Source organism: Paraburkholderia sp. CNPSo 3281 (genome assembly GCF_024206515.1).
Lineage (GTDB): Bacteria > Pseudomonadota > Gammaproteobacteria > Burkholderiales > Burkholderiaceae > Paraburkholderia > Paraburkholderia nodosa.
Map to the genome: position 1 here is coordinate 23,128 of NZ_JAMBPS010000046.1, position 26,557 is coordinate 49,684.

23 protein-coding genes are annotated in these 26,557 nt (G+C 66.2%); 15 read left to right on the forward strand and 8 right to left on the reverse strand.

Annotated elements, in window-relative coordinates; translation table 11 throughout:
- Positions 1-50: 50 nt before the first annotated feature.
- The 4 genes from M3I56_RS30985 to M3I56_RS31000 all read left to right on the forward strand — a co-directional run bounded on the left by M3I56_RS30985 (position 51) and on the right by M3I56_RS31000 (position 4,923).
- On the forward strand, positions 51-1,094 hold the full coding sequence (locus M3I56_RS30985) for a transporter (protein WP_254357227.1): 1,044 nt from the start codon (positions 51-53) through the stop codon (positions 1,092-1,094).
- A 438-nt stretch (positions 1,095-1,532) separates the two neighbouring features.
- Complete coding sequence (locus M3I56_RS30990) at positions 1,533-2,063, forward strand: GGDEF domain-containing protein (protein ID WP_254357197.1); 531 nt, start codon at positions 1,533-1,535, stop codon at positions 2,061-2,063.
- A gap of 125 nt (positions 2,064-2,188) precedes the next feature.
- Positions 2,189-3,799 carry an EAL domain-containing protein gene (locus tag M3I56_RS30995; protein WP_254357198.1) on the forward strand — a complete coding sequence of 537 codons (1,611 nt, stop codon included), beginning with the start codon at positions 2,189-2,191 and terminating at the stop codon, positions 3,797-3,799.
- Between the two features lie 152 nt (positions 3,800-3,951).
- Positions 3,952-4,923 carry a sulfonate ABC transporter substrate-binding protein gene (locus M3I56_RS31000; protein ID WP_254357199.1) on the forward strand — a complete coding sequence of 324 codons (972 nt, stop codon included), beginning with the start codon at positions 3,952-3,954 and terminating at the stop codon, positions 4,921-4,923.
- A gap of 43 nt (positions 4,924-4,966) precedes the next feature.
- On the opposite strand, the gene M3I56_RS31005 is transcribed toward M3I56_RS31000, so the two are convergent.
- The 5 genes from M3I56_RS31005 to M3I56_RS31025 form a co-directional block, all read right to left on the reverse strand.
- Positions 4,967-5,911, reverse strand: a complete 945-nt coding sequence (locus M3I56_RS31005) for an ABC transporter substrate-binding protein (RefSeq protein ID WP_254357200.1) — start codon at positions 5,909-5,911, stop codon at positions 4,967-4,969.
- Positions 5,912-6,014: 103 nt separating this feature from the next.
- Positions 6,015-7,058 (reverse strand): ribose ABC transporter permease, encoded by a 1,044-nt coding sequence (locus tag M3I56_RS31010; RefSeq protein WP_254357201.1) that lies wholly within the window; start codon positions 7,056-7,058, stop codon positions 6,015-6,017.
- Positions 7,059-7,099: 41 nt separating this feature from the next.
- Entirely contained in the window at positions 7,100-8,653 is a 1,554-nt protein-coding gene (locus tag M3I56_RS31015; RefSeq protein ID WP_254357202.1) for a sugar ABC transporter ATP-binding protein, read from the reverse strand.
- Positions 8,640-9,899, reverse strand: coding sequence for an ROK family transcriptional regulator (locus tag M3I56_RS31020; protein WP_133187242.1), 1,260 nt, complete (start codon positions 9,897-9,899; stop codon positions 8,640-8,642). Before M3I56_RS31020 ends, M3I56_RS31015 begins: the two co-directional genes overlap by 14 nt.
- 298 nt (positions 9,900-10,197) lie before the next feature.
- Positions 10,198-11,334 carry an MBL fold metallo-hydrolase gene (locus tag M3I56_RS31025; protein ID WP_254357203.1) on the reverse strand — a complete coding sequence of 379 codons (1,137 nt, stop codon included), beginning with the start codon at positions 11,332-11,334 and terminating at the stop codon, positions 10,198-10,200.
- 88 nt (positions 11,335-11,422) lie between these two features.
- Between M3I56_RS31025 and M3I56_RS31030 the strand changes: the two genes are divergently transcribed.
- The 6 genes from M3I56_RS31030 (at position 11,423) to M3I56_RS31055 (ending at position 16,000) form a co-directional block, all read left to right on the forward strand.
- Positions 11,423-12,040: a TetR/AcrR family transcriptional regulator gene (locus M3I56_RS31030; protein ID WP_028205358.1), complete on the forward strand. Its 618-nt coding sequence runs from the start codon at positions 11,423-11,425 to the stop codon at positions 12,038-12,040.
- A gap of 94 nt (positions 12,041-12,134) precedes the next feature.
- Entirely contained in the window at positions 12,135-12,488 is a 354-nt protein-coding gene (locus tag M3I56_RS31035; protein ID WP_028205357.1) for a YciI family protein, read from the forward strand.
- Positions 12,489-12,638: 150 nt separating this feature from the next.
- Positions 12,639-13,061 carry a YciI family protein gene (locus M3I56_RS31040; protein WP_028205356.1) on the forward strand — a complete coding sequence of 141 codons (423 nt, stop codon included), beginning with the start codon at positions 12,639-12,641 and terminating at the stop codon, positions 13,059-13,061.
- A gap of 31 nt (positions 13,062-13,092) precedes the next feature.
- Entirely contained in the window at positions 13,093-13,515 is a 423-nt protein-coding gene (locus tag M3I56_RS31045) for a VOC family protein (protein WP_254357204.1), read from the forward strand.
- A complete protein-coding gene (locus tag M3I56_RS31050) occupies positions 13,512-14,816 on the forward strand; it encodes a sigma-70 family RNA polymerase sigma factor (protein WP_254357205.1) in 1,305 nt (434 codons plus the stop codon). The genes M3I56_RS31045 and M3I56_RS31050 overlap by 4 nt, the downstream gene beginning before the upstream one ends.
- Positions 14,817-14,929: 113 nt before the next feature.
- Entirely contained in the window at positions 14,930-16,000 is a 1,071-nt protein-coding gene (locus M3I56_RS31055) for a hypothetical protein (RefSeq protein WP_254357206.1), read from the forward strand.
- 15 nt (positions 16,001-16,015) lie between these two features.
- Here M3I56_RS31055 and solA read toward each other — a convergent pair whose 3' ends face one another.
- The gene (gene solA / locus M3I56_RS31060) at positions 16,016-17,173 is read right to left on the reverse strand and encodes an N-methyl-L-tryptophan oxidase (protein WP_254357207.1); all 1,158 of its coding nucleotides are present in this window, start codon (positions 17,171-17,173) and stop codon (positions 16,016-16,018) included.
- 135 nt (positions 17,174-17,308) lie between these two features.
- Positions 17,309-18,334, reverse strand: a complete 1,026-nt coding sequence (locus M3I56_RS31065; protein ID WP_254357208.1) for a LacI family DNA-binding transcriptional regulator — start codon at positions 18,332-18,334, stop codon at positions 17,309-17,311.
- Positions 18,335-18,540: 206 nt separating this feature from the next.
- Between M3I56_RS31065 and M3I56_RS31070 the strand changes: the two genes are divergently transcribed.
- From M3I56_RS31070 to M3I56_RS31090, 5 genes are all read left to right on the forward strand, one after another.
- Complete coding sequence (locus M3I56_RS31070) at positions 18,541-19,677, forward strand: ABC transporter ATP-binding protein (protein ID WP_254357209.1); 1,137 nt, start codon at positions 18,541-18,543, stop codon at positions 19,675-19,677.
- A gap of 87 nt (positions 19,678-19,764) precedes the next feature.
- Positions 19,765-21,030 carry an ABC transporter substrate-binding protein gene (locus M3I56_RS31075; RefSeq protein ID WP_254357210.1) on the forward strand — a complete coding sequence of 422 codons (1,266 nt, stop codon included), beginning with the start codon at positions 19,765-19,767 and terminating at the stop codon, positions 21,028-21,030.
- A 69-nt stretch (positions 21,031-21,099) separates the two neighbouring features.
- A complete protein-coding gene (locus tag M3I56_RS31080; protein ID WP_254357211.1) occupies positions 21,100-22,005 on the forward strand; it encodes a carbohydrate ABC transporter permease in 906 nt (301 codons plus the stop codon).
- Between the two features lie 43 nt (positions 22,006-22,048).
- The gene (locus tag M3I56_RS31085) at positions 22,049-22,900 is read left to right on the forward strand and encodes a carbohydrate ABC transporter permease (RefSeq protein WP_254357212.1); all 852 of its coding nucleotides are present in this window, start codon (positions 22,049-22,051) and stop codon (positions 22,898-22,900) included.
- 77 nt (positions 22,901-22,977) lie between these two features.
- Complete coding sequence (locus tag M3I56_RS31090) at positions 22,978-24,957, forward strand: beta-galactosidase (RefSeq protein ID WP_254357213.1); 1,980 nt, start codon at positions 22,978-22,980, stop codon at positions 24,955-24,957.
- 55 nt (positions 24,958-25,012) lie between these two features.
- Here M3I56_RS31090 and M3I56_RS31095 read toward each other — a convergent pair whose 3' ends face one another.
- Positions 25,013-26,110: a porin gene (locus tag M3I56_RS31095; protein ID WP_254357214.1), complete on the reverse strand. Its 1,098-nt coding sequence runs from the start codon at positions 26,108-26,110 to the stop codon at positions 25,013-25,015.
- Positions 26,111-26,557 lie beyond the last annotated feature (447 nt).

The following is a 26,557-nucleotide window of genomic DNA, read 5'->3' on the forward strand; positions in this document are numbered from 1 at the left end:
AAAAGCACGCGTATGGCATGCTGTGCGCCGATCAACCGGCCATGACGACCATGGATTTCGCTTCGTCCGTCGCAACGTATGGCGCCGACCTGTCGGGCCTCATTTGCGGTTTTCGCTTCACGCCCGGCCAGCCTGGGCAGCCCGTCACGTGCGACGATGTCCTCGAGGCGCTGCGGCGTACGCACGAGAGCGGCGAGCCGCAGGCTGTGCGCGACGACACGTTTTACTGGCTGCACTTCAATCTCGCCCACGCCGCGGCGCAACCGTGGATGCGCGCGCATCTCGACGTGCCCGACGCCTTCTTCGAGATGCTCGTGGAAGGCTCGCACTCCACGCGTATCGAACACGTGGACAACGGCCTGTTCGCCGTGGTCAACGACGTGATGTTCGATTTCGAACTCACGCCTTCGCAGATCGCGACGCTCTGGTCGTACACGCACGAGCGCATTCTCGTCACGGCGCGCCTGAAGCCGCTGCGCTCGATCGACCGTCTGCGCGGCTACGTGCGCAACGGCGAGACGTTCCGCTCGCCGGCCGAGCTGCTGATCCACTTGATGCGCGACCAGGCCGACCTGATGGTGGAGATCGTGCGCCGCACGAGCGTCGACGTCGATCGCGCCGAGGACCAGTTTCTCGCCTCGCGCCGCAATGCGAGCCGCCATGAACTCGCGGCCATGCGGCGCATCCTGGTGCGCCTGCAACGCATGCTCGCGCCGGAGCCGGGCTCGATTTTCCGTCTGCTCGCGCGCCCGCCGCGCTGGCTGCAGACACCCGACATGCAGGACCTGCGCGAGGCGACCGAAGAGTTCTCGCTCGTGCTGGGCGACATGGCCGGACTCGTCGAGCGCATCAAGCTCCTGCAGGAAGAAATTGCTGCGCGGCTCGAAGAGCAGAACAACCGCACGCTCTTCACGCTCACGCTCGTCACCGTGCTCGCGCTGCCGATCAACATCGTCGCGGGCTTCTTCGGCATGAACGTGGGCGGCATTCCGCTCGCGGAAAACCGCCACGGCTTCTGGCTCATGGTAGTGCTGGTCGCGACCTTCACGGCGCTGCTGGGCTGGTGGGTGTTCCGCCGGCGCGGCGACACCTGAGGCTTGCGGGGCAGCCGCCGGACTGCCCGGCGCGCGCTATATACCAGGCGCTTGAAATTCCTGTTTGAGCGCATGCCATGACCGTCCCCTCGTCGATGCCCGAGGCCGTGCCGCCCGCCACCGAAGCCGGGTGCGCCGGCGTGAGGCAGCCGGGCGGACCGTTGCGCTCGCACGATCATGCGTTTTCGCTCGCCGCCGGGCGTGCCACGGCGGCGCCGTTGCTCGACGGCCTGTTGCGGCTCGTCGCGGCGCATTTCGGCGTGGCGGCGGCCTGCGTGGTGCCCGGCGAGGCGCCCGCCGAGCGCGGGCTGGGTGCCGGCGTGGACGAAACGCTCTACGAGGCGCTGCGCGCGCTGGCGCATGGTTGCAGCGCCGGCGCGGCGCGTGAGCCGCCCATCGTGCCCGATATCTCTGCGGATCCCGCCTGGCGTAACGTGCTTGCACACGCAAGCACGCCGCTTCGTTTCGTGGCTGCGTGGCCCTTGTACGTCCGAGCAGGCCGCGCACGACACGGCGTGCATCGACGCGCTGATTCATCCCGACGATCTCGACGCGTGGCGCGCCTCGTTCGAGCACTCCACCGCGAATCTCACGCCGTGGCACCCCTTCAAGTCGATCAACGACCGCTGGGGCCACGCGATCGGCGACGACGTGCTGCGCCATTTCGTCGACATCCTGCGCACGCAGCTGCGCGCGGGCGACATGGCCGGGCGCATCGGCGGCGAGGAGTTTGCGATCCTGCTGGCAGCCGCCGATCTCGAGGGCGCGCAAAGCGTCGCGCGGCGCATTCAGGAGCGCTTCGCGGCGCATCCGCTCGGCGTGGAGGGCGATGTGGTGGCGCTGACCGTGAGTATCGGCATCACGCTCATGAGTGCCGCCGACGTGAGCGCCGAAGCCGCGCTCACGCGCAGCGACTTCGCGCTCTACCGCGCGAAAAAGGGCGGCCGCAACCGCATCGAATGCGCATGATCGGCGCGTACGTTAGCTGACGTTTGCGTGTGCGGGGTACCGCGCGCGCCCGCTGCTGGCGCGTTGGTGTATGTTGGCGTCATACCGTAGCCGCCCTCCCTGACGGCCCTGGTGCGGAGGACGCCTTGCCCGAAGTCTCGCCCAACCCCGGCGCGGTCCGCTCGCGAGTCTCGCGTTTGCTCGTGCTGCTGGTCGTGGCGCTGATTCCGATCCTGCTGTGTGTGGTGCTCGGGCGTTACGAGGCCGAGCGCATCGCGCAGCGTGAGGCGAGCCTCGCTTCCGCGTTTATCGTCGGGCAGGTGGTCTCGATCGTCGAGACGGCGCAGAGCGCGGCGCGCTCGTTCGCGCCGCGTGCGAACGAAGCATGCGACACGCTCTCGCCGTCTCTCACGCGCAAGGCCGCCACCGTGCCCTATGTGCGTACGCTCAACATCCTTTACGACGGCCGCATCGACTGCTCGTCCGCGTTTCTGCAACAGGCGGTTCCCAATGGCGGCTGGCTCAATGGCAGCGTGCCGGCCTCGGAGAACGAATGGCTCCTGATCGTCAACGACACGCCGATGGTGCGCAACCGCCCCTCGCTGCTGGTTGGCGTCGCGGGTGAAGCGGGGCGCGCGGTCGTGGCGGTGGTAGACGTGCAGTATCTGCTGGACTTGCTGCATGGCGCTGCGCCGCTCACGGTGTTTCGCCAGGCCGAGCTGAGGGTGGGCGAGGGCACCGTGTTGCGCGAAGCCATGGCGCTCGTGAACGTGCGCGGCGCGCCGTTGCTGGTCGATGTGCAAAAGCGCATGTCGGGCGCCACGATCGATTTGAAGATCTACGGGCGGCCCGAGCGCATTCTGGAAGCCTGGCGTGGCCTGCTGCTGCGCTATATGCCGTGGGCGGTTGCCTTCTCCGCGTGGCTCGTCTGGCTCGTGCGCCGCTTGCAGCAAAGCGGGCAGTCGCGCCGCGAACAACTGCTGCGGGCCATCCGCGCAAACGAATTTCATGTCGAATACCAGCCGCTCTACGGCGTCGAGACGGGGCGCTGCGAGGGCGTGGAGGCGTTGCTGCGCTGGGTGCGGCCAGGCACAGGCGCGATCCGTCCGGACGAGTTCATTCAGGTGGCCGAAGAAGAGCACGTGATCGTGCCGCTCACGCAGCATCTGCTGAAGCTCATCGAGCGCGACGTCGCCACGTGGGACGTCGCACCGGGCTTTCACCTCGGCGTCAACTTCGCGCCCGAGCATCTGTCGGGCGTACAGCTCGTGAGCGACGTGCAGGCGCTGCGCGCGGCCGTGGCGCCGCACGGCGCGACGATCGCGCTGGAGATCACCGAGCGCACGCTGGTGCGCAATACCGAGCAGGCGCGCAGCAATCTGGTGACCTTGCGGCGCGAGGGCGTGAAGGTCGCCATCGACGACTTTGGCATGGGATATTGCTCGCTCTCGTATCTCGAGAAATTTCCGTTCGATATCCTGAAGATCGATCGCGGCTTCGTGCTGACCATCGACGCGCAAGGCAGCAAGGCGGCCGTGCTCGACGCCATTATCGACCTCGCGCATAGCCTTGGTGCGCGGCTCGTGGCGGAGGGGGTGGAAACGCAGGTGCAGCGCGACTATCTGTGCGCGCGCGGCGTCACCTATATCCAGGGCTTTTTCTACGCGAGGCCCATGCCGTCGGAGGCATTCGTGCGCTGGTATCGCCTGAACGGGGCGCATATGTCGCCCAATCCGCACATGACGGCAGGCACATAGGGCACACGCGAAGCCGGCCCGCGTATTCCTGCCGGCGTGATTTGCTTAGCGCGAAACATCGGTTCTGTGAACGCGTGCGGCCGGATAGCATTATCGCTTCGATGGCTGCGCCGTGTGGGCGCCTGCCCCATGCCAACACGGAAGCGCCGAAGATGACTCGCCCCACGCCGCCCAGGCCCTATACCCGCCGCCACTTCCTCGCCACGCTGGGAGCGACGCTCGCCGGCGCGGCGCTGCCCGCCACCGCGTTCGCGAAGTATCAGCCCGACCAGTTCCGCATCGGCTATCAGAAGGCCGCGAGCACGCTCGTGCTGCTCAAGGCCAACGGCACGCTCGAAACACGCCTCGCGCCGCTCGGTATAAAGGTGTCGTGGACCGAGTTCCCGGCCGGCCCGCAATTGCTCGAAGGCCTGAACGTGGGCGCGATCGACTTTGGCTACGTGGGCGAGGCGCCGCCCGTGTTTGCCCAGGCTGCCGGCGCGGATTTCGTCTATACGGCCTATGAATTGCCCACGCCGCACGCGGAAGGCGTGGTGGTGGCGAAAAACTCGCCGATCCATGACGTGGCAGGACTGAAGGGCAAGAAGATCGGCCTGAATCGCGGCTCGGACGTGCACTGGTTTCTGGTCGCGCTGCTGCAAAAACACGGCCTTTCGATTGGCGACGTGCAGCCGGTGTATCTGGCGCCCGCCGACGCGCGCGCGGCGCTGCAAAGCGGCGCCATCGACGCGTGGGCGATCTGGGACCCGTTCCTGGCGGCCGTCGAATCGCAGGACGGCGCACGCCTGCTTGCCGACGCCAGCGGCGTGGCTAGCCATCATCAGTTCTTCCTGAGCCAGCGCGAATTCGCGCAACACCGCAAGGACGCGTTGGCGATCGCGGTGGACGAACTCGGCAAGACGGGGCAATGGGTGCGCACCAACACGGCGGCCGCGGCCGCGAAACTCTCACCGATCCAGGGCCTCGACGCGGCGACGATCCAGACCGGCCTCACGCACTACGCGCATGAATACCGGCCTATCGATGCCGCCGTGATCGCGCAGCAGCAGAAGATCGCGGACACGTTCTACGACCTGAAAATCATTCCGCGCCGCGTGGTGACGAAGGACGCCGTGCTCGCATGATTGCGCGAGCAGGGACGCCCCATGCTCATGCAACGCCAGACGCTCAGTGCTGCGACGACCAGCCCTTGTAGCTGGCCACGTTGTCGCGCGTGACGAGTTGCGGCGTCATTTCGATCATCGGGTTGGCGGGCTTCTTGCCGTTCATGATCTCGTAGCCCACCTGCACGGCCGTTTGCGCCATCTTCCACGGGTCCTGGCTTGCCGAGGCCTGCACCAGCGTATCGCTCTTGAGCGCCGTTTCGATATCGGGCGCGCCATCCACCGACGTAATCACGATGTTGCTGCGATGCAGCTGCTTCGCGGCAAGGTCGCTGCCAATGGCCTGCGGATCGTTGATGGCGAACACGCCGGCAATCTTCGGGAAGCGCGTGAGGTAGCCCTGCATCACGTTCATGCCGCCTTCGCGCGAGCCCTTGCCGTCCTGATCGTCGGAGAGGATCTTGATGCCGGGCGTCTTGGCGAGCACCTGCTTGCAGCCGTTCACGCGGTCGATCACGGCCGAGACCTGCGGCCCGTTCTGGATGATCACGTTGCCGGTGTTGTTGATCTTCTTCGCGAGGTATTCGCACGAAATCGCGCCGGCCTTCACGTTGTCGGTCTGCACGGTGGCGTCGGCGCCCGCGGCGGCCACGTCCACGGCCATCACCACGATGCCGGCCGCCTGCGCCTTCTTCACCGCCGGCAAGATCGCCTTCGGATCGGTCGCGTTCAGGAGGATCATGTCGACGTGCGCCGAAATGAAGTTGTCGATCTGCGTGAACTGCTTGTTGAGGTCGTAGTCGGCGGAAACGGCCGTGACCTTCGCGTTCGGGTTGATTTGTTTGGCCTTCGCTTCCGCACCCTGCACGATCGTCACGAAGTACGGATTGCCGAGCGAACCCACGGTGATGCCGATCGACTTGAGCTGCTTGTCGGCGGCATGCGCGCCTTGCAGTGCGAAGCCGAACGTGAGGGCGGCAGCGGCGAGAACGGCTTTCTTCTTGAACATGAGGTTGTCTCCTGAGGGGTCCTGTTTGGGTGCTTTCCGGGCGAGCGCAGCAGGACCGCCTGCGCTCGCGCCTGTTTCTGGCTGATGCTGTATCCGGTGCCGCTTACGTGCGGGCCGAGCCGCGCTGGCGGTAGCGGTCGAGCGCCACGGCGCCGACGATCACGAGGCCCTTGATGATGTACTGCCAGATGTCCGAGACGCCGAGCAGCACGAGGCCATTGGTCAGGACGGCAATGATGAGCGCACCGATTAGCGTGCCGATGATCGAGCCCACGCCGCCCACGAAGCTCGTACCGCCCAGAATCACCGCGGCGATCGCGTCGAGTTCGTAGGACTGGCCCAGTTGCAGGCCGTTGGCTGCGTAGAGACGGGCCGCCGACATCACCGCGCCGAGACCCGCGAGCAGGCCCGACACGGCATAGACGAACATCTCGATGCCCCACACCTTGATGCCCGAGAGGCGCGCCGCTTCCGGGTTGCCGCCCACCGAGTAGATGCGCAGGCCGAGCACGGTACGGCGCAGCACGAACCACGAGCCGGCCACCACCACGAGCGCGATGATCACGAGCCAGGGCACGCCGAGCACCGTGCCGTTGCCGATGAACGCGAACGACAGCTGCGGGTTGAAGATCGTCGTGTCGTGGCCCATGAGGCGCGCAATGCCGCGCACCGCCGTGAGCGAGCCGAGCGTGACGATGAACGGCGGCAGGCGCAGGAGCGCGATGAGCGCGCCGTTGATGAGGCCGAAGCCGAGGCCCACCGCGAGCGCCATGGGCACGCCGAGCCAGCCCCAGCCTACGATGTTCGAGCCGATCATGGCGGCCATGGCGGCGGCGGCCAGCACCGAGCCCACCGAGAGGTCGATGCCGCCCGTGAGAATCACGAAGGTCATACCGGCGGCGAGCACGATGTTGATCGACGCCTGCTGCGTGACGATCGAAAGATTCTCCAGCGTGAAGAAGCCATCGTTGAGCAGACCGAAGCCGATGCACAGCAGAACCAGCACCGGCAGCATGCCAGCGGTGCGCACGAGCGACTTCATGCGTTGGCGATGACCGTCGACCGCGACGCTGCGTGCGGGTTGAGCGCCTTGCGCGGGCTGTGTGGACGAGGCCGCGACACCGTGCCGGGGAAGAATGCTTTTCATGTCGTACTCCTGAGGGACGTTTCTTGCGTATGCGGTGATGGTCAAGCGGCTTCGTCGAGCGGGTGCTGCGAGCCGGTGGCGAGTTCGATGATCGCCTCCTGGCTGATGGGTTTGGCCGTATAGCCGCCAAGCTCGCCGGCGAACATGCCTTCGCGCATGACGAGCACGCGGTCGGCCACGCCGATGATCTCGGGCAACTCGCTCGAAATCACGATGATGCCCACGCCGGTTTTGGCGAGGTCGTTGATGATGCGGTAGATCTCCGACTTCGCGCCGATATCGACGCCGCGCGTGGGCTCGTCGAGAATCAGCACGCGCGGCTTCGTTTCCAGCAGACGCGAAAGCAGCACCTTCTGCTGATTGCCGCCCGAGAGCGCGCCCACGTTCACGCGCGCATTCGGCACGCGAATGGAGAGCGAGCGGATGGCTTCCTTCGCACGCTCGCCGCCGCGCGCGAGGTCGAGCACGCCCATGCGCGCGTCGCGCCCGGCCACGGCGACGTTGATGTTGTCGCGCACGCTCATGTCGAGAAAGAGGCCCTGATGCTTGCGGTCTTCGGTCAGGTAGACGAGGCCCGCGTTGATCGCGTCGCGCGGCGTGTGCACGTTAAGCGTCTTGCCGTCGATGGCGATCTCGCCGCGCACACGCGGCTCCGCGCCGAAGATGAGGCGCGCAAGCTCGGTGCGGCCCGCGCCCACGAGGCCGGCAATGCCGAGCACTTCGCCCGCGTGCAGGTCGAGGCTGCAGCCGCGTACGCGCTTGTCGTCGGCCACATCGCGCACGGTGAGCACGACCTTGCCCGGATCGTAAGGCGCGTGCGCCTTTTTGTAGAAGCCCGAAATATCGCGGCCCACCATCATGCTCACGAGGCTTTCCGCGTTGAGCGCGTCGCGCATGAGCGTGCCCACGTAGCTGCCGTCGCGCAGCACGGACACGCGGTCCGAAAGCTCGTACACCTCGGCCATGCGGTGGCTGATGTAGATGATCGCAAGCCCTTCGTCGCGCAGCTGGTTGATGAGCTTGAAAAGGCGCTCCGTTTCGCGCGAGGAGAGCGGCGTGGTCGGTTCGTCCATCACGATGATGCGCGCGTCGCTATGCACGGCGCGTGCGATTTCCACGAGCTGGCGCTCGGCGATGGAAAGCGAGCCGACCAGCGTGGTGGGCCCGAAGCTCGCGCCGAGGCGCTTGAGCACGTCTTCGCAGCCGCGCTCCATGGCGCGGCGGTCGACCGTGCCGAAGCGGCGACCGCCCTTGCGCAGTTCGCGGCCCGCATGAATGTTCTCGGCAACGGAGAGATTGGGCGCGAGGCTCAGTTCCTGATAGATCACGGCCACGCCCAGCGCGCGCGACGCATGTGGCCCGTCGATCACGACCGGCTTGCCCTCGATGAGAATCTCGCCGCCGGGGTCGGCCTGATAGGCGCCCGAGAGAATCTTCATCAGCGTGGACTTGCCCGCGCCGTTCTCGCCCATGAGCGAGTGGACCTCGCCTGGGTAGACGGTCAGGCGCACGTTGTCGAGTGCGCGCACGCCGGGGAAGGTCTTGGTGATGCCCCGCATTTCCAGCAGCGGCGGTGTGGACTCAGAGGGCGACATGGCTCTCCTCCTGCGCTTGTGCGTAAGTTTGTGCGCCGGCACCCATGAGGATGCCCGCGCGCGGCGAAAAGTTGAAGAACATGGGCAGCGTGGCCGCGCCGAGCGCCCCCGCATCGGGACCGAAGGTGCCGCGCACCAGGGCGGGCGTGCCGCGCGCCTCGGGCGCGGTGGCCGCGACCGCGAGGCGCAGGCGCTGCATGAGCGTGTCGATGAGGCCCGCGTCCACGTCGGCGTCGAGCACCACGGCCGGCACGTCGAGCACGCAGAACGCCGAGCGCAGCGCGGGCGCGAGCGCATCGATGCAGTCGTCGAGCCATTCCTGCACGCCGGGGTGGCCGCGCGCGATGCACGCTTCCAGGTCGGCGCGGCTGTCGATCGTCTCGCCGCAATACTGCAGATGGCGGCGCAGCGCGATGAGCGACGCGCGCGACAGCAGGATGTCCCACTGACCGGGCGGTTTGTGCGCCGAGGGCAGGCGGCTCGGCGGCACGGGCATCACCGCGAAATCGCCCGCGTTGCCGGTGAGGCCGCGCACGCAGTCGCCGTCGATGGCGATGCCGCCGCCGATCGCCGGGCCGAGAAAGAGGTAGAGGAAGTCGTCGCGCTGGCGCCCGCAGCCGTAGAAGATCTCGGCGATGGCGGCGGCATTGCCGTCGTTCTCGCTGAACACGGGCAGCGCCGTGGCGCGCGCGAGTTCGCCCGCGAAATCCACGTCGTTCCACACGCGGAAGGTGTCGGCCGGCAGGCCCAGTTCGCGCAGCCAACTGCCGAGGTTGTACGGCTGCGCCACGCCGATGCCGGCGAGGCGGCTGCGTTCTTCGGTCGTGAGGAGGCCTAATAGCTCGGCGATGTCGCGCTGCACGATCTCCTGCGCGACCGAGGGTTGCGGCAGCAGCATGTCGCGCGAGCGGCGCTCGATCATCTGGCCTGCGAAATCCACGAGCACGGTTTCGATGTTGGTCCGGTCGAGCCGCACGCCGATGGCGAACGCGCCGCGCGGCGAGAGGCGCAGGAGCGAGGCGGGCTGGCCGCGCTGGCCGTCGCGCCGCCCGCTCACCTCGATCAGGCCATTGGCCGTGAGCGAGGTGATGATGGTGCCCACCGCGGTGCTCGTGAGATTCGCGAGACGCGCGAGATCGGCCTTCGACGCCTCGCCCGCGCGACGCAGCGCCTGCAGCAGCAGGCGTTCGTTGAAGCGGCGGACGTTGGCGGAATTGCTGCCCTGACCGACATGCGGACTTCTCACGTGTCTCCTCCGGTCTCATGCAAAGCTGAAGAGGGGATCGGCGCTGGATGAATTGCGTGGCCGACTAAATAAATCAAGTTGATTTATTTAATGCCAAAAATCGAAGGCTGTCAGCCTGGGGAAATCCCGTTAAGGATAATGGGGCGCGGTAAGCCGGGCGGGCGCGATGCGCGCCTTGATGCAAAAGCTTAGGAGACTTTTGCAGCGAAGGGGAAGAAGCGGGGAGCGAGCAGCTAGCGTGCCCGCGCGCGTTTGTGTGCCGCGCGGGCTGCAGGGGGACACAGTGTGGGACGAGGTCTTACGGCCGCGCTTCGCTCGCATCGCGGCAAGCGAACCATCGGCGCGCCGCGCGTGGCCGCCTGGTGCTTTCCGCGCTTTCCACCACCTCGCGCCACCAGCGCTCCCCACGATGCGGCTCGACCAGATCGAGCCGCTCGCCCATACGCGGCGTGGAGAGCGTCACGCCGCGTGCGAGCGCGAGGCCGGTCACGCGTTCGAACGGGTCCTGCCAGCGATGCATCGCGAGATCGAACGTGCCGTTGTGAATTGGCACGAGCCATTCGCCGCGCAAATCCACGTGCGCCTGCACCGTTTCCTCGGGCTGCATGTGGACGTAGGGCCATTGCGGGTCGTACGCGCCGGTCTCAATGAAAGTCGCGTCGAACGGGCCAAGCCGCTCGCCTATCGTGCGAAAGCCGTCGAAGTAGCCGGTGTCGCCGCTGAAGAACACGCGCAGGTCGGCGTCGGCGATCACCCACGAGGCCCACAGCGTGCTGTTGCCGTCGAACAGGCTGCGCCCCGAGAAATGCTGCGCGGGGGTGGCGGTGAACTCGACGCCCTCGACATTCGCGCCTTGCCACCAGTCGAACTGGCGCACCTTCGCACCGTCGATGCCCCATTCGATCAAGCGGTCGCCCACGCCAAGCGGTGTCAGAAACACCCCCGTCGTGGCGGCGAGCGCGAGCACGGTTTCGCGGTCGAGGTGGTCGTAATGGTCGTGCGAGAGGATCACGCCGCGCAACGGCGGCAGATCGGCAAGCGCGATGGGCGGCGCGTGAAAGCGCTTCGGCCCGAGGTTCTGGAACGGCGAGGCGCGCTCGGCGAACACCGGGTCGGTGAGCCAGAACTGGCCGCGCAGCTTGAAGAGCAGCGTGGAATGGCCGAGCCGGTAGACGCTGCGGTCGGGCGCGGCCTCGAGCTGTTCGCGCGTGAGCGCCTGAACGGGCAGCGCGCCAGCGGGTATGGTGCCGCCCGGCTTGTGGAAGATCATGTTCCACATGATCTTCAGCGTCTTGCCGAGGCCCTCGGCCGGGCGCGAACGCACGTTGCGAAAGCGCTCGCCGTCGTGTTGCGGCGAGGTATGCGAGAGCTCGCGGCCGCGTTGTGCGGCGCTCAGGCCCAAGGTACGGCTCAGCGATGCGAAGGGCGAGGTCATGTCGGCGGCTGCCTTTGGAAACAGGAAGTAGACTGCACAGTGTAGTTTATTCTGGCGAAAAGTAAACTGTCTGGTGTAAGATTCTGAAATGGATTGCACCCCAGCCACCCCTCAGCGCCTGACCGACCGCAAGCGCGCCGCCATCGTCGCGGCGGCTATCGACGAATTTCTGGCTTCCGGCTTCGACGCCACGAGCATGGACCGTATTGCGGCGCGCGCGAGCGTCTCGAAGCGCACGGTCTACAACCATTTCCCGAGCAAGGAGGCGCTGTTCGCGTCGATCCTGTGCCAGCTCTGGGACGCGAGCGCGACCGCCGACGCGCCGTCCTACCGCGCCGGCGAGCCGCTGCGCGCGCAACTCGTCGAGCTGCTGATGCGCAAGTTGCGGCTCCTGAGCGACGAAGCGTTCTTCAAGCTCGCGCGCGTGGCGATCTCGGCGGGCATCCACTCGCCGGAACGCGCGCGCGACATGGTGGCTCGCATCGGCGAGCGCGAAGAGGACGTCACAGTCTGGGTGCGCGCCGCCGCCGCCGATGGCCGTCTGAAAACGACCGACCCGGCATTTGCCTCGCAGCAACTGCACGGCATCGTGAAGGCGTTCGCCTTCTGGCCGCAGGTCGCGATGGGCCAGTCCCCGCTCGACGACGCGCAGCAGCGCCAGGTCGCCGAGTCATCCGCCGATCTCTTCCTCGCGCGCTACGCGTGAGCGCCCGCAAGCGCGCGCGGCCCCGACGCGCCACGGTTTTTCTGGAATAGACTCTTGCCTTTCAGGATCGCAGGCTGACTGAGAGGACACGCTCATGCCATTCATGCTGCTCATCGCCGAGCCGCGCGGCCAGCGCGACACGCGCGCGCCATCCGAAGGCGAGGCGCTCTACGCGCGCATGGTCGAGTTCGCCGACGAACTCGCCGCCGAGGGCAAGCTGATCGACGCGCACGCGCTCACCGCCGACACCAGCGGCGCACGCGTGCAGGTGCGCGAAGGGCGCACGAGCATCGTCGACGGCCCGTTCGCCGAGGCGAAGGAGATGATCGGCGGCTTTTTCCTCGTCGATTGCGCAACGCGCGACGAGGCGCTCGCCATCGCGCAGCGCTGTCCCGCGGCGCAATGGGCGAGCGTCGAAGTGCGCGAAACCGGTCCGTGTTTCCGCTGAGGCGGCGCCTCTCCAGGTAGTTTCCCCAGGCTCGTAAAAAATATCGCTGGCCGTTGTCGATTTCCGTGCGCCCCGCGCGTCGTGTTCATGAGCGCACCCAAGGGTGCCGCTTGCTTCGAACACCCCGAACGTCACATTCAGGAGAAGACAATGCGATTCATGATCATGGTGCGCGCCAACGCGTTGACCGAAGCGGGCGAGCCGCCCGACGACGTGGAAATATTCGCCGAGATGGCCCGCTATCACGAGGAACTGGCGAAGGCCGGCGTGCTGCTCGACGCCTCGGGCCTGCAGCCCAGCTCGCGTGGCTTTCGCGTGCACTACACCAACGGCAAGCCCACCATCGTCGACGGCCCGTTCGCCGAAACGAAGGAGCTGATTGCCGGCTATACGCTGATCCAGGTCCGCTCGCGCGACGAAGCGCTCGAATGGGCGCGCCGGTTCCCATCGCCGTTCGGCAAGCACGCCGAAGGCGAGGTCGAAGTGAGGCAGCTCTATGAACTCGACGAACTTCCGCAGTGCGAGGGCGTCGAGAGTTTTCGACAGCTCCAGGAAGAGCGTAAGGCATCCTGAACATTTACTCGATCACAGTGAGGCTCCAATCATGCATAAGCACATCTTCGTCAATCTGGGCGTGCGCGATCTCAAGGGCTCGATGGACTTCTTCGGCCAGCTCGGCTTCAAGTTCGACCCGAAATTCACCAATGACAAGGCCGCCTGCATGGTGCTGGGCGAGAACATGTACGCCATGCTGCTCACCACGGATTTCATGCGCGGCTTCACCGACAAGGCGCTCGTGGACGCCCGCGAAAGCACCGAGGTGCTGACCTGCCTCTCGTGCGTGTCGCGCGAGGAAGTGGACGGGCTCGTCGAAAAGGCGCTCGCGGCGGGCGGCAGCTCGAAGCGCCCGCCGATGGAGTGCGGCACCGAGATGTACGGCCGCAGCTTCGAAGACCCCGACGGCCACATCTGGGAACTGATGTACATGTCGCCGGCGGCGGTCGAAAAGGGCGCGCACGGTTCGTGACACCAGCGCGCGACCCTCACGACCCATTCACGGCGACGCGCCGCGCGGTCGAGGCCGTGTGGCGCCTCGAGTCGGCGAAGGTGATCGCCCACGCCGCGCGCATCGTGCGCGACGTGGGCGTGGCCGAGGAAATCGCGCAGGACGCGTTCGTCGCCGCGCTGGAGAGTTGGCCCGCGAGCGGCATTCCCGAGAACCCCGGAGCGTGGCTCATGACCGCCGCGAAACATCGCGCGCTCGACCGGCTGCGTCGCGCGGCCTCGCATGCCCGCGCGCACGAGGCGATGGGCGCGGACCTCGAAGCGCTCGAGGCGCACTTCGCGCCCGACTTCGTGGAGGCGCTCGACGCCGCGCGCGAGGACGAGATCGGCGACGATTTGCTGCGGCTCGTGTTCGTGGCGTGCCATCCCGTGCTGCCGAAGGAAGGACGCGCCGCGCTCACGCTGCGTCTGCTCGGCGGCCTCACCACGGCGGAGATCGCGCGCGCGTTCCTCGTGCCCGAGGCAACCGTCGCGCAGCGCATCGTGCGGGCCAAGCGCACGCTCGCGGCCGCGAAGGTCCCGTTCGAAGTGCCGCGCCTGGCTGACCTCGAGCCGCGACTTGCTTCGGTGTTCGAAGTGATTTATCTGATCTTCAACGAGGGCTATGCGGCCACGGCGGGTCCGGACTGGACACGGCCCGCACTGTGCGAAGAAGCGCTGCGGCTTGGCCGCATGCTGGCGGAACTCGTTCCGCTCGAGGGCGAGGCGCACGGCCTCGTTGCGTTGATGGAACTGCAGGCTTCGCGCTTGCCCGCGCGCGCGGACCGGGCCGGGCGCGCCGTGCTGCTCGCCGACCAGGACCGTAGCCGCTGGGACGCGCTCCTGATTCGGCGCGGGCTTGCCGCGATCGCGCGCGGCGCGGCCTGCGCGGGTGCGCCAGGGCCCTACGCGTTGCAGGCGGCGCTGGCGGCTTGCCATGCGCGCGCACCGAGCGCGGCGGCGACCGACTGGGCGCAGATCGTCCCGATCTATGACGCGCTGCTCAAACTCGACGCCTCGCCCGTCGTGCGCCTGAATCGCGCCGTGGCGGTGGGCATGGCGCAGGGGCCGCAAGCGGCGCTCGATCTCGTCGATGCGCTGTGCGCGGAACCCTCGCTGCGCCACTATCCGTGGCTGCCGGCCGCGCGCGGCGATCTGCTGGAAAAGCTGGCGCGCCATGCCGAAGCGCGCGCGGAATTCGCGCGTGCGGCCGCGCTCACGCAAAACGCGCGCGACCGCGAAGTGCTGCTGGCGCGGGCGCAATCGTGCGCGCCGCCCACTTGAGGGTGTCATCGCCGGAAGGGTCACGCTTGCGCTTCTGAAATATCGGGGCACAACGCTTGCTACCTGTGCGCGCGGACCCACTCTCTTTGCGCGGCCCGGCGCGCAGGCTTCCGATGATTTCAAAAGCAACGTTTCTGGCGGTTTCATGCTCGGCCTTGCTGGGCACGGCGTGTGTGCATCTCGGCCCGACGCGCTTGCGCGCCGATCAAGTCGATTACGCAAGAGCGCTCGGCGATGCAAAAAAGCGCGGAATACTCGCGGCGGTGATCGGGTTGCGTTACGGCGACGCGCCCGCCTTTCTCTCGGTGAGTTCGATCATCGCCGCGTATCAATTCGATTCGACGGCGGGCGCGACCGGCAATGTCGGTTCGGGCTCGCAGCCGAACTATGCGCTCGCGACCGGCAGCGTATCCTGGTCGAATCGCCCGACCTTCACGTTCTCGCCGACCACGGGCGAAGCCTTCGCCTCCGCGTATATCCGGCCGCTCGCGCCGGAACTCATGATGCCGCTCGCCGAAGGCGGCATGCCGGTCGATCTGCTGCTGCGTATCGGCGCGCAATCGATCGGCGGGCTGCAGAACGGCAGCGCGCTGGGCGGAGAGGGCAGCGCGGGCTCGGCGGGTTTCTTCCAGTTGTTGCAGGCGCTGCGGCGCCTGCAACTGGCCGGCGAGCTGGACGTGGAGTCGCGCAGCGAGAACGGCAAGAACACGGTGTATCTCGCGCTCGGCGCGACGAACAGCGCGCAGTCGCCGCAAGTTTCGGCGGACCTGGCGCGCGTGCGCGAACTGCTCCATCTCGCGGCGGACACGCGTACTTACGAGATCGTCTACGGGCCCTCGGCGCAGGGCGGCAATCGCATTCCCATGGTGACGCGCTCGGTGCTCGGCATCCTCACGAATATCGGCGCGCAAGTGCAGGTGCCGGACGCCCAGGTGCAGAGCGGTGCGACGAAACCGACCGTCGGGCTGATTGGGGGCGAAACGCGGCCGATCATCATCGTGCACCAGGGGCCGAAAGCGCCGGCGGACGCCTATGTCGCGATCGACTACGAAGGCACGGCGTATTGGGTCGAACGCGCCGACTTCGACTCGAAATACGCGTTCACGGTCCTGCAAAACCTCATGGCGCTCGCGGAGGCCGATACGAGCAGCAAGGCGCCGGTCGTGACGATTCCCGCGAACTAGGCTTAAGCCGTCGCGTCATGCAAAACGCTTGCGCGCGAACATCGCGAGGTCGATACGGCTTTCGCCCTGGGTGATCCGCTCGGCCAGCGCCTCGCCGATCGCGCTGGCGAACTTGAAACCATGCCCGGAAAAGCCGGTCGCGATGTGCACATTCGGGCAGGTGGGCACGCGGTCGATGATGAAATGCTCATCTGGCGTCATGTCGTATTCGCAGGCGCGGCCCACGCGCAGCTTGCCCGCGCCCGGTAAGTAGCGTTCCAGGAAGGCTTGCAGATCGCCGAGATCGCTCGGCTCGGCGCCGAATGGCGCCAGTGGTGCGTCCGCTGCGAGGGGCTCGCCGGTGTCGTGGCGGCCAAGCTTCAGGCCGCTGCCGTCGAGATCGGGAAACCCGTAATAGCCGCCCACTTCCGAAGCGACGAAAAAGCCCGGGAAGCGTTCCGGCGCAAAGAGGCCTGGCTCGCCCTCGAACCACGCGAAACTCTTGCGCACGCGTGTGACCGGAACCTCGAGGCCGAGCGGCGCGAGCAGATCGCGAGTCGATTTGCCGGCGCACACGATCAGGTCGCGCGCGGTGAACTTTTCGTTCCTGTCGGTCCAGACGTTGACGCTCTCCCGCCCATGGCACTCGATGCGCGCGACGCGCGTATTCGTGCCCAGCGTTGCGCCGAGCGCGGTCGCGAACTGGCGGTAGGCGCTGATCGCTCGCTCGCAATAGAGCACGCCCGCGCCGGGTTCGAAGTTTGCGACCTGCTCCGGCCGCAGCCGCCACGCGGGCCAGCGCGTGCCGGCAGTGGCGGCGTCGAGCGTTTCCAGCGGGATGCCGTGGCTGGCGGCGCTCGCCTGCACCTCACGCATGAAGGCGTCGTCGGGTGAGCCGATATTGACGACGCCCGTGCGCACGAAAAGGGCAGTCTGCGTTTGCTGCTCGAGGTCTTCCCAAAGCTGCTGGGCGCGCAAGGCGAGCGGCACGTAGGCGGCGCCTTCGCCATAGGCGTGGCGAATGAGGCGCGTCGCGCCATGATGCGCACCCTGATCGTGCGGCGGATCGCCGGCGTCGAGCAGCAGCACCTTGTTGCCGAGGCGGCTCAGATAGTAGCCGGCCGCCATGCCCATCGAACCGGCACCGACGATGAGCGTGTCGAAATGTCGATTGCTTGCGTTTGTGTCCTGCATGTAGTGCCCCGTGCGCGCCGCGGCGCGCGAACGTGTGCGCGCCCGGTCCCGCCGATCGGGACGGGGGCGCCGTAAAGGGCATTCATTGTCGGCGCTTCGCCCGCACCTGTCGAGCGAGGCCCGGCGCGCGCAGGGTCAGGCCCGAGCGCGCCGCTTGCGCGGCCCCGTGGACATGCGTGTGACGAGCTCGGGCGGCGGCCCGAGCACCATGGGCGGCTGCTGGTCCGGCTCGTCGATCAGCCGGATCAGGCTGCGGATCGATAGCTCGGCCACGGCCTCGGTCTGGATCGCGACCGTGGTGAGGGCGGGGCGCATCTGATGGGCGAGCTGAATGTCGGTGATGCCGATCACGGATACATCGTCGGGCACGGCGCGGCCCATGCTGACCAGCGCCTGGATCGCGCCGATCGCGAGCAGGTCGTTGGTCGCGAAGATCGCGCTCACGCGCGGGTGTTGCGCGAGCAATTGCTGGCAGGCCGCGTAGCCGGAGTCGATCGAGTCGCGCACCTGCATCTGCGCCACGTTCGCCGGGTCCACGCCGCCTTCGCGCAAGGCCGTTCGGAATCCTTCCGAACGGGCATCCTGCAAGCCGCCGCAACCGTCGCCGATCAGCATGGCGATATTTCGGTGTCCCAATTCAAGCAGATGCTGCGCCGCGAGCGCGCCCGCACGCGCGAAGTCCACGGCCACGCACGGCAGCACGGGCGGATTCTCGGGGTGCTCCCACATCGCCAGCAGAATCGGGCCGTTGTGCATGGCCGAGATGCACAGTTCGTTCATGGCGATGTCGGTGTTCATCACGAGCACGCCGTCCGCGAAGGTGCCCGCGATCTGGTTCAGGTAGGCGCGGCCGATTTGCGCGTCGTCGTCGGTGTTGCAGACCATGAGGAAGTGGCCCGCCTTGCGCGCGGCGCGCTCGGCCGCGAGCACGAACTCGGGATAGAACGGGTTGGAGATGTTCGAGAGCATGAGCGCGAGCGTGGACGAGCGCCCCTGCGCGAGCGCGCGCGCATTGAGGTTGGGCCGGTAGCCCAGCTCGGCGATGGCCTGCAGCACGCGGTCGGCCGTCTCGGGGCGCACCTTCTCGCGGTTGCGCAGCACGTTCGAAACGGTAGCCGCCGTGACGCGTGCACGCCGCGCGACTTCTGACAAGGTGACCATGTCGGACCTTTCCCACATTCAGGGAAGATGATTCAAATGTTGCAATGCTGCGGCCGGGTTTGCTACTTTTCTCCCACAACATCGACGGAGACAACGAATGCGCGATTATGCCGGATTCGAATTTAAGCGGTTAAATGCCCGCTGCGCAAGGGCCACGCGAAGTTTTCTGCATAAAAATTTAAGCGCTTAAATTTCGAGGCGAGAACATGGCGACGATACAGCTCTCGGGCGTCGGCAAACGCTACGGCGATCATCCGCCGGTGGTGCGGCGCGTCGATCTCGACATCGGGCATCACGAGTTTTGCGTGTTCCTCGGGCCTTCCGGCTGCGGCAAGTCCACGCTGCTGCGCATGATCGCGGGCCTCGAGGAGTTAAGCGAAGGCGAACTGCGCATCGGTTCGCGCGTGGTGACGGACGTGCCCGCCGCCGAGCGCGGCGTGGCGATGGTGTTCCAGAGCTACGCGCTCTTTCCGCACATGACGGTGTTCGACAACATCGCATTCGGCCTGAAGATCGCCAAGGTGCCGAAAGCCGAGATCGATCGGCGCGTGCGCGACGCGGCGGGCAGCCTGCAACTGGAGGCGCTGCTCGACCGGCATCCCAAGGCGTTGTCGGGCGGGCAGCGGCAGCGCGTTGCCATCGGCCGCGCCATCGTGCGCGAGCCCGGCGTGTTTCTGTTCGACGAGCCGCTTTCCAATCTCGACGCCGCGTTGCGCAGCCATACGCGCATCGAGATCGCGCGCCTGCACCAGCGTTTCACGGATGCGAGCGTCGTCTATGTCACGCACGACCAGGTCGAGGCGATGACGCTCGCCGACCGCATCGTGCTGCTGCACGCAGGCGCCGACATGGAACGTTACGGCAGCGTGGCGCAAAGCGGTGCGCCGCTCGATCTTTATCACCACCCGAAGTCGCGCTTCGTGGCCGGGTTCATCGGCTCGCCGCGCATGAACTTCATCGACGCGACTGTCAACTCGGTGGCTGAAGAGGGCGTGCGCGTCACACTCGAAGGCGGGCAGACGCTGCTTGCCTGCGTAAACGGCAGTGGCTTGCAACGGGATCAACCGGTTACGCTGGGCGTGCGGCCCGAGCATCTGCGTCTCGACGGCGACGATCAATCGATTGCGTGCGCAACGGTCCTCGCCGAGCGCCTGGGCGAACATAGCTATCTGCATGCGGATCACGCAGCGGGCACGCTCGTCGCGAAAGCGCCCGCCGATTCGCCCATTGGCGTGGGCGAGCGCATACGCTTGCATGTACCGCCGCAGGCCTGTCACCTGTTCGACGCCGAAGGTGTCGCGTTGCAGCGGCTTACGGTGGCGCGTGCGCCGGCTTTGGCCTGATTTCGTTATACCCCGCCGGTAGAGCGGGTCACCGGGCCTGGCGGCGGGAGCGCCGTCAGCTTACAAAGGCAAAGTAGGAGACAACAGATGTTCGCTTATCGTTCAACGGTATTCGGTACGCTGGCTCGCGCATCGGCGGTCATCGCAGTCGTTGCGGCTACAACGTTTGCAAGCGCGACCGCCGACGCCGGCACACTCAACGTCAACGTTTCGGCGCGCGCCAACCAGCGCTCGACCTGGCAGGACGCCTTCGACAAGTTCAAGAAGGCGAATCCCGACGTGGACCTGAAGGTCTCCTATATCGACGAGGAAGCCTATAAGGTGCAGATCGGCGGCTGGCTCGCGACGGATCCGCCCGATGTGGTTTCGTGGCACGACGGCGAGCGCATGGCCTACTACGCGCAGCGCGGCCTGCTCGAAGACCTCTCGGCGGACTGGGCGAAGAACGGCTGGAACGACCAGTACGCTTCGGTCAAGGGCGCGTCGACGTGGAACGGCAAGCAGTATGCCGCGCCGCTCGGCTATGACGCCTATGGTTTCTTCTACCGCAAGGACCTGTTCGAGAAGGCGGGCATCAAGTCCGAACCGAAGACGCTGGACGACCTGGTCGCCGCCTGCAAGAAGCTCAATGCCATCGGCGTGCAGCCCATTGCGGTTGCCGCACGCGACAGCTGGACGCTGGCCGCCTGGTTCGACTATCTGGACCTGCGCATCAACGGCAACGAGTTCCACCAGCAGTTGATGGCCGGCAAGGTGTCCTATACGGACCCGCGCGTGAAGAAGGTGTTCACGACGTGGAAGTCGTTGATGGACGACCACTGCTTCATGGAAAACGCGCTGTCCTACGACGTGGATTCGATCGCGCCGGTGCTCGTGAGCGGCAAGGCGGCGATGATGCTGATGGGCACGTTCTTCTCGGCCAGCTTCCCGGCGAACATGAAGCAAAACGTGGGATTTTTCCGCTTCCCGGTGATCGACGCGAACGTGCCTGTGGCGGAAGATGGCCCCGTCAACGTGCTGCTGATTCCGGCGAAGGCGAAGAACAAGGCCGACGCACGCCGCCTGCTGGCCTTCATGGAAACGCCGGAGATCAACGCCCAACTGGCGCGCGGCTGGGGCCAGCTGCCGTCGAACAACAAGGCGGCCGAGCCTGACGATCCCATCTCCAAGGTGGGCTTTCAGACGCTCGCGAACACGAGTGGCGGCATCGCACAGTTCTACGACCGCGACATGCAGAAGGAAATGGCCGACGAAGGCATGAAGGCCATGCAGCAGTTCTACAGCGATCCGTCGCAGATCGACGCGCTGCTCGCGCGCCTCGAAACGACGCGTCAACGCATCTACAAGAAGTAACGCCGCCGCGTGGCCGGCGCGCTTCGCGCCGCCGGCCGCGCATTCCTCGAACACCGACGAGGCTTCACCATGTCAGATACCCTGGCGCGCCCCATTGGGGCCGCACGGCAGCGTCGCGTCTCTACCGTGCGGCGGCAGCAGAATCGCGCCGCGTTGTATTTCCTGCTGCCGGGCTGCGTGCTCTTCTCGCTCTGCGTGATCTACCCGATTATCAGCAGTATCACGCTCAGTTTTTACGACTGGGACGGCATGAGCGCGAAGACGTTCGTCGGTCTCGCCAACTATGTCGAGCTGTTCCATTCCGGCACGTTCTATACCGCGCTCAAGAACAATCTGCTGTGGCTCGTGTTGTTCCTGCTGGCGCCGCCGGTTGGCCTCCTGTTCGCGCTGTATCTGAACCAGCACGTGCGCGGCATACGCGCCGTAAAGTCGCTGTTCTTCGCGCCGTTCGTGCTCTCTGGCGTGGTGGTCGGTCTCGTGTTCTCGTGGTTCTACGATCCGACCTTCGGGTTGCTCAAGATGATCGTCGGGCACGGCATACCTGTGCTGGGCGAGCCGAAGCTCGTGACGTTGGGCATTATCTTCGCCGCGCTCTGGCCGCAGACCCCGTTCTGCATGATCCTGTATCTCACCGGCCTCACGGGCATCAACCCGGAGATCGTGGAAGCCGCGCGCATGGAAGGCGCGAAAGGCTGGCGGCTCTTCTGGCACGTGGTGCTCCCGCAGCTTCGCCCGGCCACGTTCATGGCCATCGTGCTCACGGTGATCGGCGCGCTGCGCAGCTTCGACCTGATCGCCGTGATGAGCGGCGGCGGCCCGTTCGACAGCTCCACCGTGCTCGCCTACCTCATGTACGACCAGGCGATCAAGTATTACCGCGAAGGCTATTCGGCGGCGATCGCCGTCGTACTGTTCGCCATCATGCTCGTTTATATCGTGTTCCATTTGCGCCGCATGCTGCGCGAAGAACACTGAATTACCCATCGATTTTTCGTCGATGCCCTCGGAGTCGCTGCCCATGTATCCGCTTCCCGTCGATCGCTGGAAACCCGCGAATCGCACGCTCTACAAGATCTCGTTGCCCATTGCGCTCGTCATCTGGCTGCTGCCCATGCTCGCCGTGCTCGTCACGTCGATCCGGTCTACCGAGGAATTGCAGCAGGGCGACTACTGGGGCTGGCCGAAGCACTTCGCCTTGCTGGAAAACTACGGCGCGGCGCTCACGCAAACGCCCATGCTCCATTACTTCGCGAACAGCGTGCTGATTACGGTGCCTTCGGTGATCGGCGTCATCGCGCTGGCTTCGATGGCGGGCTTCGCGCTCTCCACGTATCGGTTTCGCGGCAACACGGCGGTGTTGTTCGCCTTCGTCGCAGGGAACTTCGTGCCGATCCAGATCCTCATGATCCCGGTGCGCGACATGGCGCTGCACGTGGGGCTCTACAACACCGTGTGGGCACTCATCATCTTTCACGTGTCGTTCCAGACCGGATTCTGCACGCTGTTCCTGCGCAATTTCATCAAGCAACTGCCGTTCGAGCTGATCGAGGCCGCGCGCGTGGAAGGGGCGAGCGAATGGGCCATTTACTGGCGCATCGTCATGCCGCTCGTGCGGCCGGCGCTCGCCGCGCTCGGCATTCTCGTGTTTACGTTCGTGTGGAACGACTACTTCTGGGCGCTGTGTCTCACCCAGGGCGACGACGCCGCGCCGATCACGGTGGGCGTGGCAGCGCTCAAGGGGCAGTGGACCACGGCGTGGAACCTCGTGGCGGCGGGCTCGGTGCTTGCGGCGCTGCCTTCGGTGCTGATGTTCTTCGCCATGCAGAAACACTTTGTCGCGGGGCTTACCTTCGGCGCGAGCAAGGGCTGATCGAGCCCGGCCGCAGCCGAAGGCCCTTTTTTGTCTCATTCGTATTACTGATGTTATTCCGAGGCGGATTGTCACTCATGCAAATCGGTGTCTGCTACTACCCCGAACAATGGCCGCACGCGATGTGGGCCGACGACGCGCGCCGCATGGCCGAACTCGGCATTACGCACGTGCGCATTGGCGAATTCGCCTGGAGCCGCATGGAGCCGCGCGCGGGCGCGTATGACTGGGCATGGCTCGACGACGCAATCGAAACGCTCGCGGCCCGCGGCCTGAAGATCGTGCTCGGCACGCCCACGGCCTCGCCGCCGAAGTGGCTCGTCGACGCGACGCCCGACATGCTGCCCGTGCGCGCCGACGGCACGCCCTGGAACTACGGCTCGCGCCGCCACTACGACATTGCGAGCGAGGCCTATCGCGCGCATTGCGTACGCATCACGGAGGCGATGGCGCAGCGCTACGGCGCGCATCCGGCCGTGGTCGCCTGGCAGACCGACAACGAGCTGGGCTGCCACGACACCGTGCCGAGCTGGTCGAGCGCCGCACAGCGCCGCTTCCAGGCGTGGCTCGCGAAGCGCTACGATGCGATCGAAGCGCTCAACGAGGCCTGGGGCAACGTGTTCTGGAGCATGGAGTACCCGTCGTTCGAAGCGGTGGGGCTGCCCGTGCGCACGCCGACCGACGCCAACCCGGCGCATCATCTGGACTTTCGCCGCTACATGTCGGACGAAGTCGCGAGCTTTCACCGCGAGCAGGCGGACGTGCTGCGCCGCCATGCGCCGGGCGCCGACGTGTTGCACAACTTCATGGGCTTTTTCACGACCTTCGACCATTACCGGTTCGCAGCGGACAAGGCCATCGACGTAGCGACGTGGGACAGCTATCCAATCGCGCGCACCGAAGTGATCGGGTTGCCGGAAGCGCAAAAGGCTCGCTACGCACGCACCGCACACCCCGACGTCTCGTCGTTCGACCACGATCGTTACCGCACGATCGGCGGCGGACGCTTCTGGGTGATGGAGCAGCAGGCGGGGCCGGTGAACTGGGCGCCGTGGAACCCGGTGCCCGCGCCGGGCATGGTGCGCCTGTGGGCCTACGAAGCGTTCGCGCACGGCGCCGAACTCGTTTCGTACTTCCGCTGGCGGCAGTGCCCGTACGCGCAGGAGCAGATGCATTCGGGCCTCAATCTGCCGAATAACGAGCTGTCTCCGGGCGGCCGCGAGGTGGAGCAGGCCGCGCGCGAGATCGCGGCGAGCGACGTGTTGCGCACGCTCGCGCCGGCGGGGCGTGGCCAGGTGGCGCTCGTATTCGATTACGAAACGCAGTGGATGTTTGAGATCCAGCGCCACGGGGCGAGCTTCGACTATCAAACGCTCGCGTTCGACTACTACAGCGCGCTGCGCGAACTCGGCCTCGATGTCGAAATCGTTTCGCGACATGCGGATCTTTCTGCATACCGGCTCGTAGTGGTGCCGTCGCTGGCCGTGATCGACGACGCCTTCGTCGATCAGATCGAGCGCAGCGACGGGCAATGGGTGTTCGGACCGCGCAGTGGCTCGAAGACCGCGCACTTCGCCATTCCCGGCGACCTGCCGCCCGGCGCCTTGCAGCGCGTGCTGCCCTTGCAGGTGCTCGAGGCCGAATCGCTGCGGCCCACGCTCTCGCCAGCCGTCACGATAGGCGGCGTGCAGGGCGAGGCATTGCATTGGCGCGATCATGTGCGCGCCAACGGCGCCACGCGCATTCAGGCGCAATTCGAAGACGGTTGGCCAGCGTTGCTCTCGCGTGGCCGCGTGCGCTACGCCGCTGCGTGGTTCACTCGCGAACTGCATCTCGCCATGCTCGATGAAGCCGCGCGCGGCGCGGGCCTCGACACGCAGCGCTTGCCGGAAGGCTTGCGCGTGAGCCGACGCGGGGGATTGTGCTTTGCCTTCAACTTTGGCGAGCAACGTGCGCAGGCGCCGGCCCCCGAAGGGGCGCAGTTCGTGCTGGGAGAGCGCGAGCTTGCGCGAGGCGACGTGTGCGCATGGCGTGAAGGCTCGCTGAGCCGCAGCTAACCCGAGAGCGTGTTCCGCGCCGCTCAACGCGCGCGCCGCGGAACACTTGCGCGTATCAGAACAGATGCCGTATGCCGATGCTCGCGCCCACCGTCGAGCCGGAGACCTCAAAGAGCGCGTTGTTGATCGACAAGCCCGTGTCCATGCGTCCATGGTTGTACACGTAGCCCACCTGGCCATAGAGCGTCGTGCGCTTGGAGAGGTAGAACTGCACGCCGCTCGACGCCAGGAGCGAGTGGTTGCTGCCGTCGTTGCCGTCGCGCGTGTACCAGACTCCGGCGTCGACGTCGAGGTAGGGCGTGATCATATAGCTGAGTCCGCCGGAGTAGACGCTGTTGTCGAATGACTGCGCAACCTTGTAAAGCGCATACGAGGCGGAGATCGTGAGCGAGTTCGGGAAGCGATAGCTCGCGCCGATCGTGCGGCCCACGAACTCGACGGTACTCGGCACCGGCGTGGAGGCCGCGGTGCCACCGGCGTTGCCGCTATAGAGCGCGCCTGTGATCGTAAAGCCGGCGATGTGGTAGCGCAGGCTCGCCGAATACTGGCGTCCCGCCTGGAAGTTGCCCGCCGCGCCGCCCATGGCGAACATGCCCATCGCCTGAATGCCGGCGATTTCCGGCGACGTATAGGTGAGCGCATTGCTGTTGAAGAGGCCGGTCACATACACGTTGTTCACGTAGCTCACGAGACCGCTGCCGAAATACGACATGCCGCGCGGGTCCGTCTGGTAGAGCGAGAGGAAGAACGGTGAGTACTGCAGACCGGCCTTGACCGTGCCGTAGGGGCTTTCCATGCCGACCCACGCCTGACGCCCGAAGAAGTTGCCGTTGGAATTGCCGAACTGGCCGTTCGCGATGCTAATGCCGCTTTCGAGTGCGAATACGGCGCGCATCCCACCGCCCAGGTCCTCGGCGCCGCGCATGCCGAAGTTCGAGCCGGACATGCCGCTGTCCGTGAAGGAGAACTGGTGACCGGCGTTCTGGCCCGTCTGCGTATTCATCGTATGGCTCGTGTAGAGGATCGATCCGTCGACGATGCCATACAGGGTGACGCTGCTCTGTGCGCTCGCGACACCCGCTGTGCCCATCAAACCGGCCGCCGCGAGGCAGCGGACCAGCCATTTCACGCCGAGTTTGTCGCGTTGTAACATTTCGTCATCCTTAGTGTTATTGATGGATTGAGATCGATGTGACACGGTGCTGCGCACGCTTCAGGCAATGCTCCAGGCAAAGCCGCAGATAAAGCTTCGGGAAAAAGGGCGCCAGGGTTCCTCGCGGAACCGCACGAAACGCAATGCTGGGAGTGCTGCTCGGAGTCCTACGCGGAGTACTGTGCGTAGTCCTGCGGTCTGGCGCGGCGGCCGGGGTCCTCTCGCGTGCGCAGGAGCAGCGTGGACGAGCGCGTGGTCATCGTGGGCCTGCGGCAAGGCATGAGCCGGATTGAATGCGCGTTCACCGATCGCTTCTCCCCTGACGAGAGGTGTGCAACGTTGACGGAATGCTACGTTCGATGGAGGCTATTTTTGTACGACCGTGCGGAATCTGTCACCCTGGGAGAAACGATCACATTTGCGCATCAGTTTGTTGCAGCCGGCGCA

Coding starts and splice junctions, on each gene's coding strand:
- M3I56_RS30985 (WP_254357227.1), top strand. CDS start 51: ATGGATTTCGCTTCGTCCGTCGCAACGTATGGCGCCGACCTGTCGGGC.
- solA (WP_254357207.1), bottom strand. CDS start 17,173: ATGCAGGACACAAACGCAAGCAATCGACATTTCGACACGCTCATCGTC.
- M3I56_RS31070 (WP_254357209.1), top strand. CDS start 18,541: ATGGCGACGATACAGCTCTCGGGCGTCGGCAAACGCTACGGCGATCAT.
- M3I56_RS31045 (WP_254357204.1), top strand. CDS start 13,093: ATGCATAAGCACATCTTCGTCAATCTGGGCGTGCGCGATCTCAAGGGC.
- M3I56_RS31015 (WP_254357202.1), bottom strand. CDS start 8,653: ATGTCGCCCTCTGAGTCCACACCGCCGCTGCTGGAAATGCGGGGCATC.
- M3I56_RS31040 (WP_028205356.1), top strand. CDS start 12,639: ATGCGATTCATGATCATGGTGCGCGCCAACGCGTTGACCGAAGCGGGC.
- M3I56_RS31055 (WP_254357206.1), top strand. CDS start 14,930: ATGATTTCAAAAGCAACGTTTCTGGCGGTTTCATGCTCGGCCTTGCTG.
- M3I56_RS31010 (WP_254357201.1), bottom strand. CDS start 7,058: ATGAAAAGCATTCTTCCCCGGCACGGTGTCGCGGCCTCGTCCACACAG.
- M3I56_RS31080 (WP_254357211.1), top strand. CDS start 21,100: ATGTCAGATACCCTGGCGCGCCCCATTGGGGCCGCACGGCAGCGTCGC.
- M3I56_RS31065 (WP_254357208.1), bottom strand. CDS start 18,334: ATGGTCACCTTGTCAGAAGTCGCGCGGCGTGCACGCGTCACGGCGGCT.
- M3I56_RS31095 (WP_254357214.1), bottom strand. CDS start 26,110: ATGTTACAACGCGACAAACTCGGCGTGAAATGGCTGGTCCGCTGCCTC.
- M3I56_RS31090 (WP_254357213.1), top strand. CDS start 22,978: ATGCAAATCGGTGTCTGCTACTACCCCGAACAATGGCCGCACGCGATG.
- M3I56_RS31085 (WP_254357212.1), top strand. CDS start 22,049: ATGTATCCGCTTCCCGTCGATCGCTGGAAACCCGCGAATCGCACGCTC.
- M3I56_RS31005 (WP_254357200.1), bottom strand. CDS start 5,911: ATGTTCAAGAAGAAAGCCGTTCTCGCCGCTGCCGCCCTCACGTTCGGC.
- M3I56_RS31075 (WP_254357210.1), top strand. CDS start 19,765: ATGTTCGCTTATCGTTCAACGGTATTCGGTACGCTGGCTCGCGCATCG.
- M3I56_RS31035 (WP_028205357.1), top strand. CDS start 12,135: ATGCCATTCATGCTGCTCATCGCCGAGCCGCGCGGCCAGCGCGACACG.
- M3I56_RS31030 (WP_028205358.1), top strand. CDS start 11,423: ATGGATTGCACCCCAGCCACCCCTCAGCGCCTGACCGACCGCAAGCGC.
- M3I56_RS31025 (WP_254357203.1), bottom strand. CDS start 11,334: ATGACCTCGCCCTTCGCATCGCTGAGCCGTACCTTGGGCCTGAGCGCC.
- M3I56_RS31000 (WP_254357199.1), top strand. CDS start 3,952: ATGACTCGCCCCACGCCGCCCAGGCCCTATACCCGCCGCCACTTCCTC.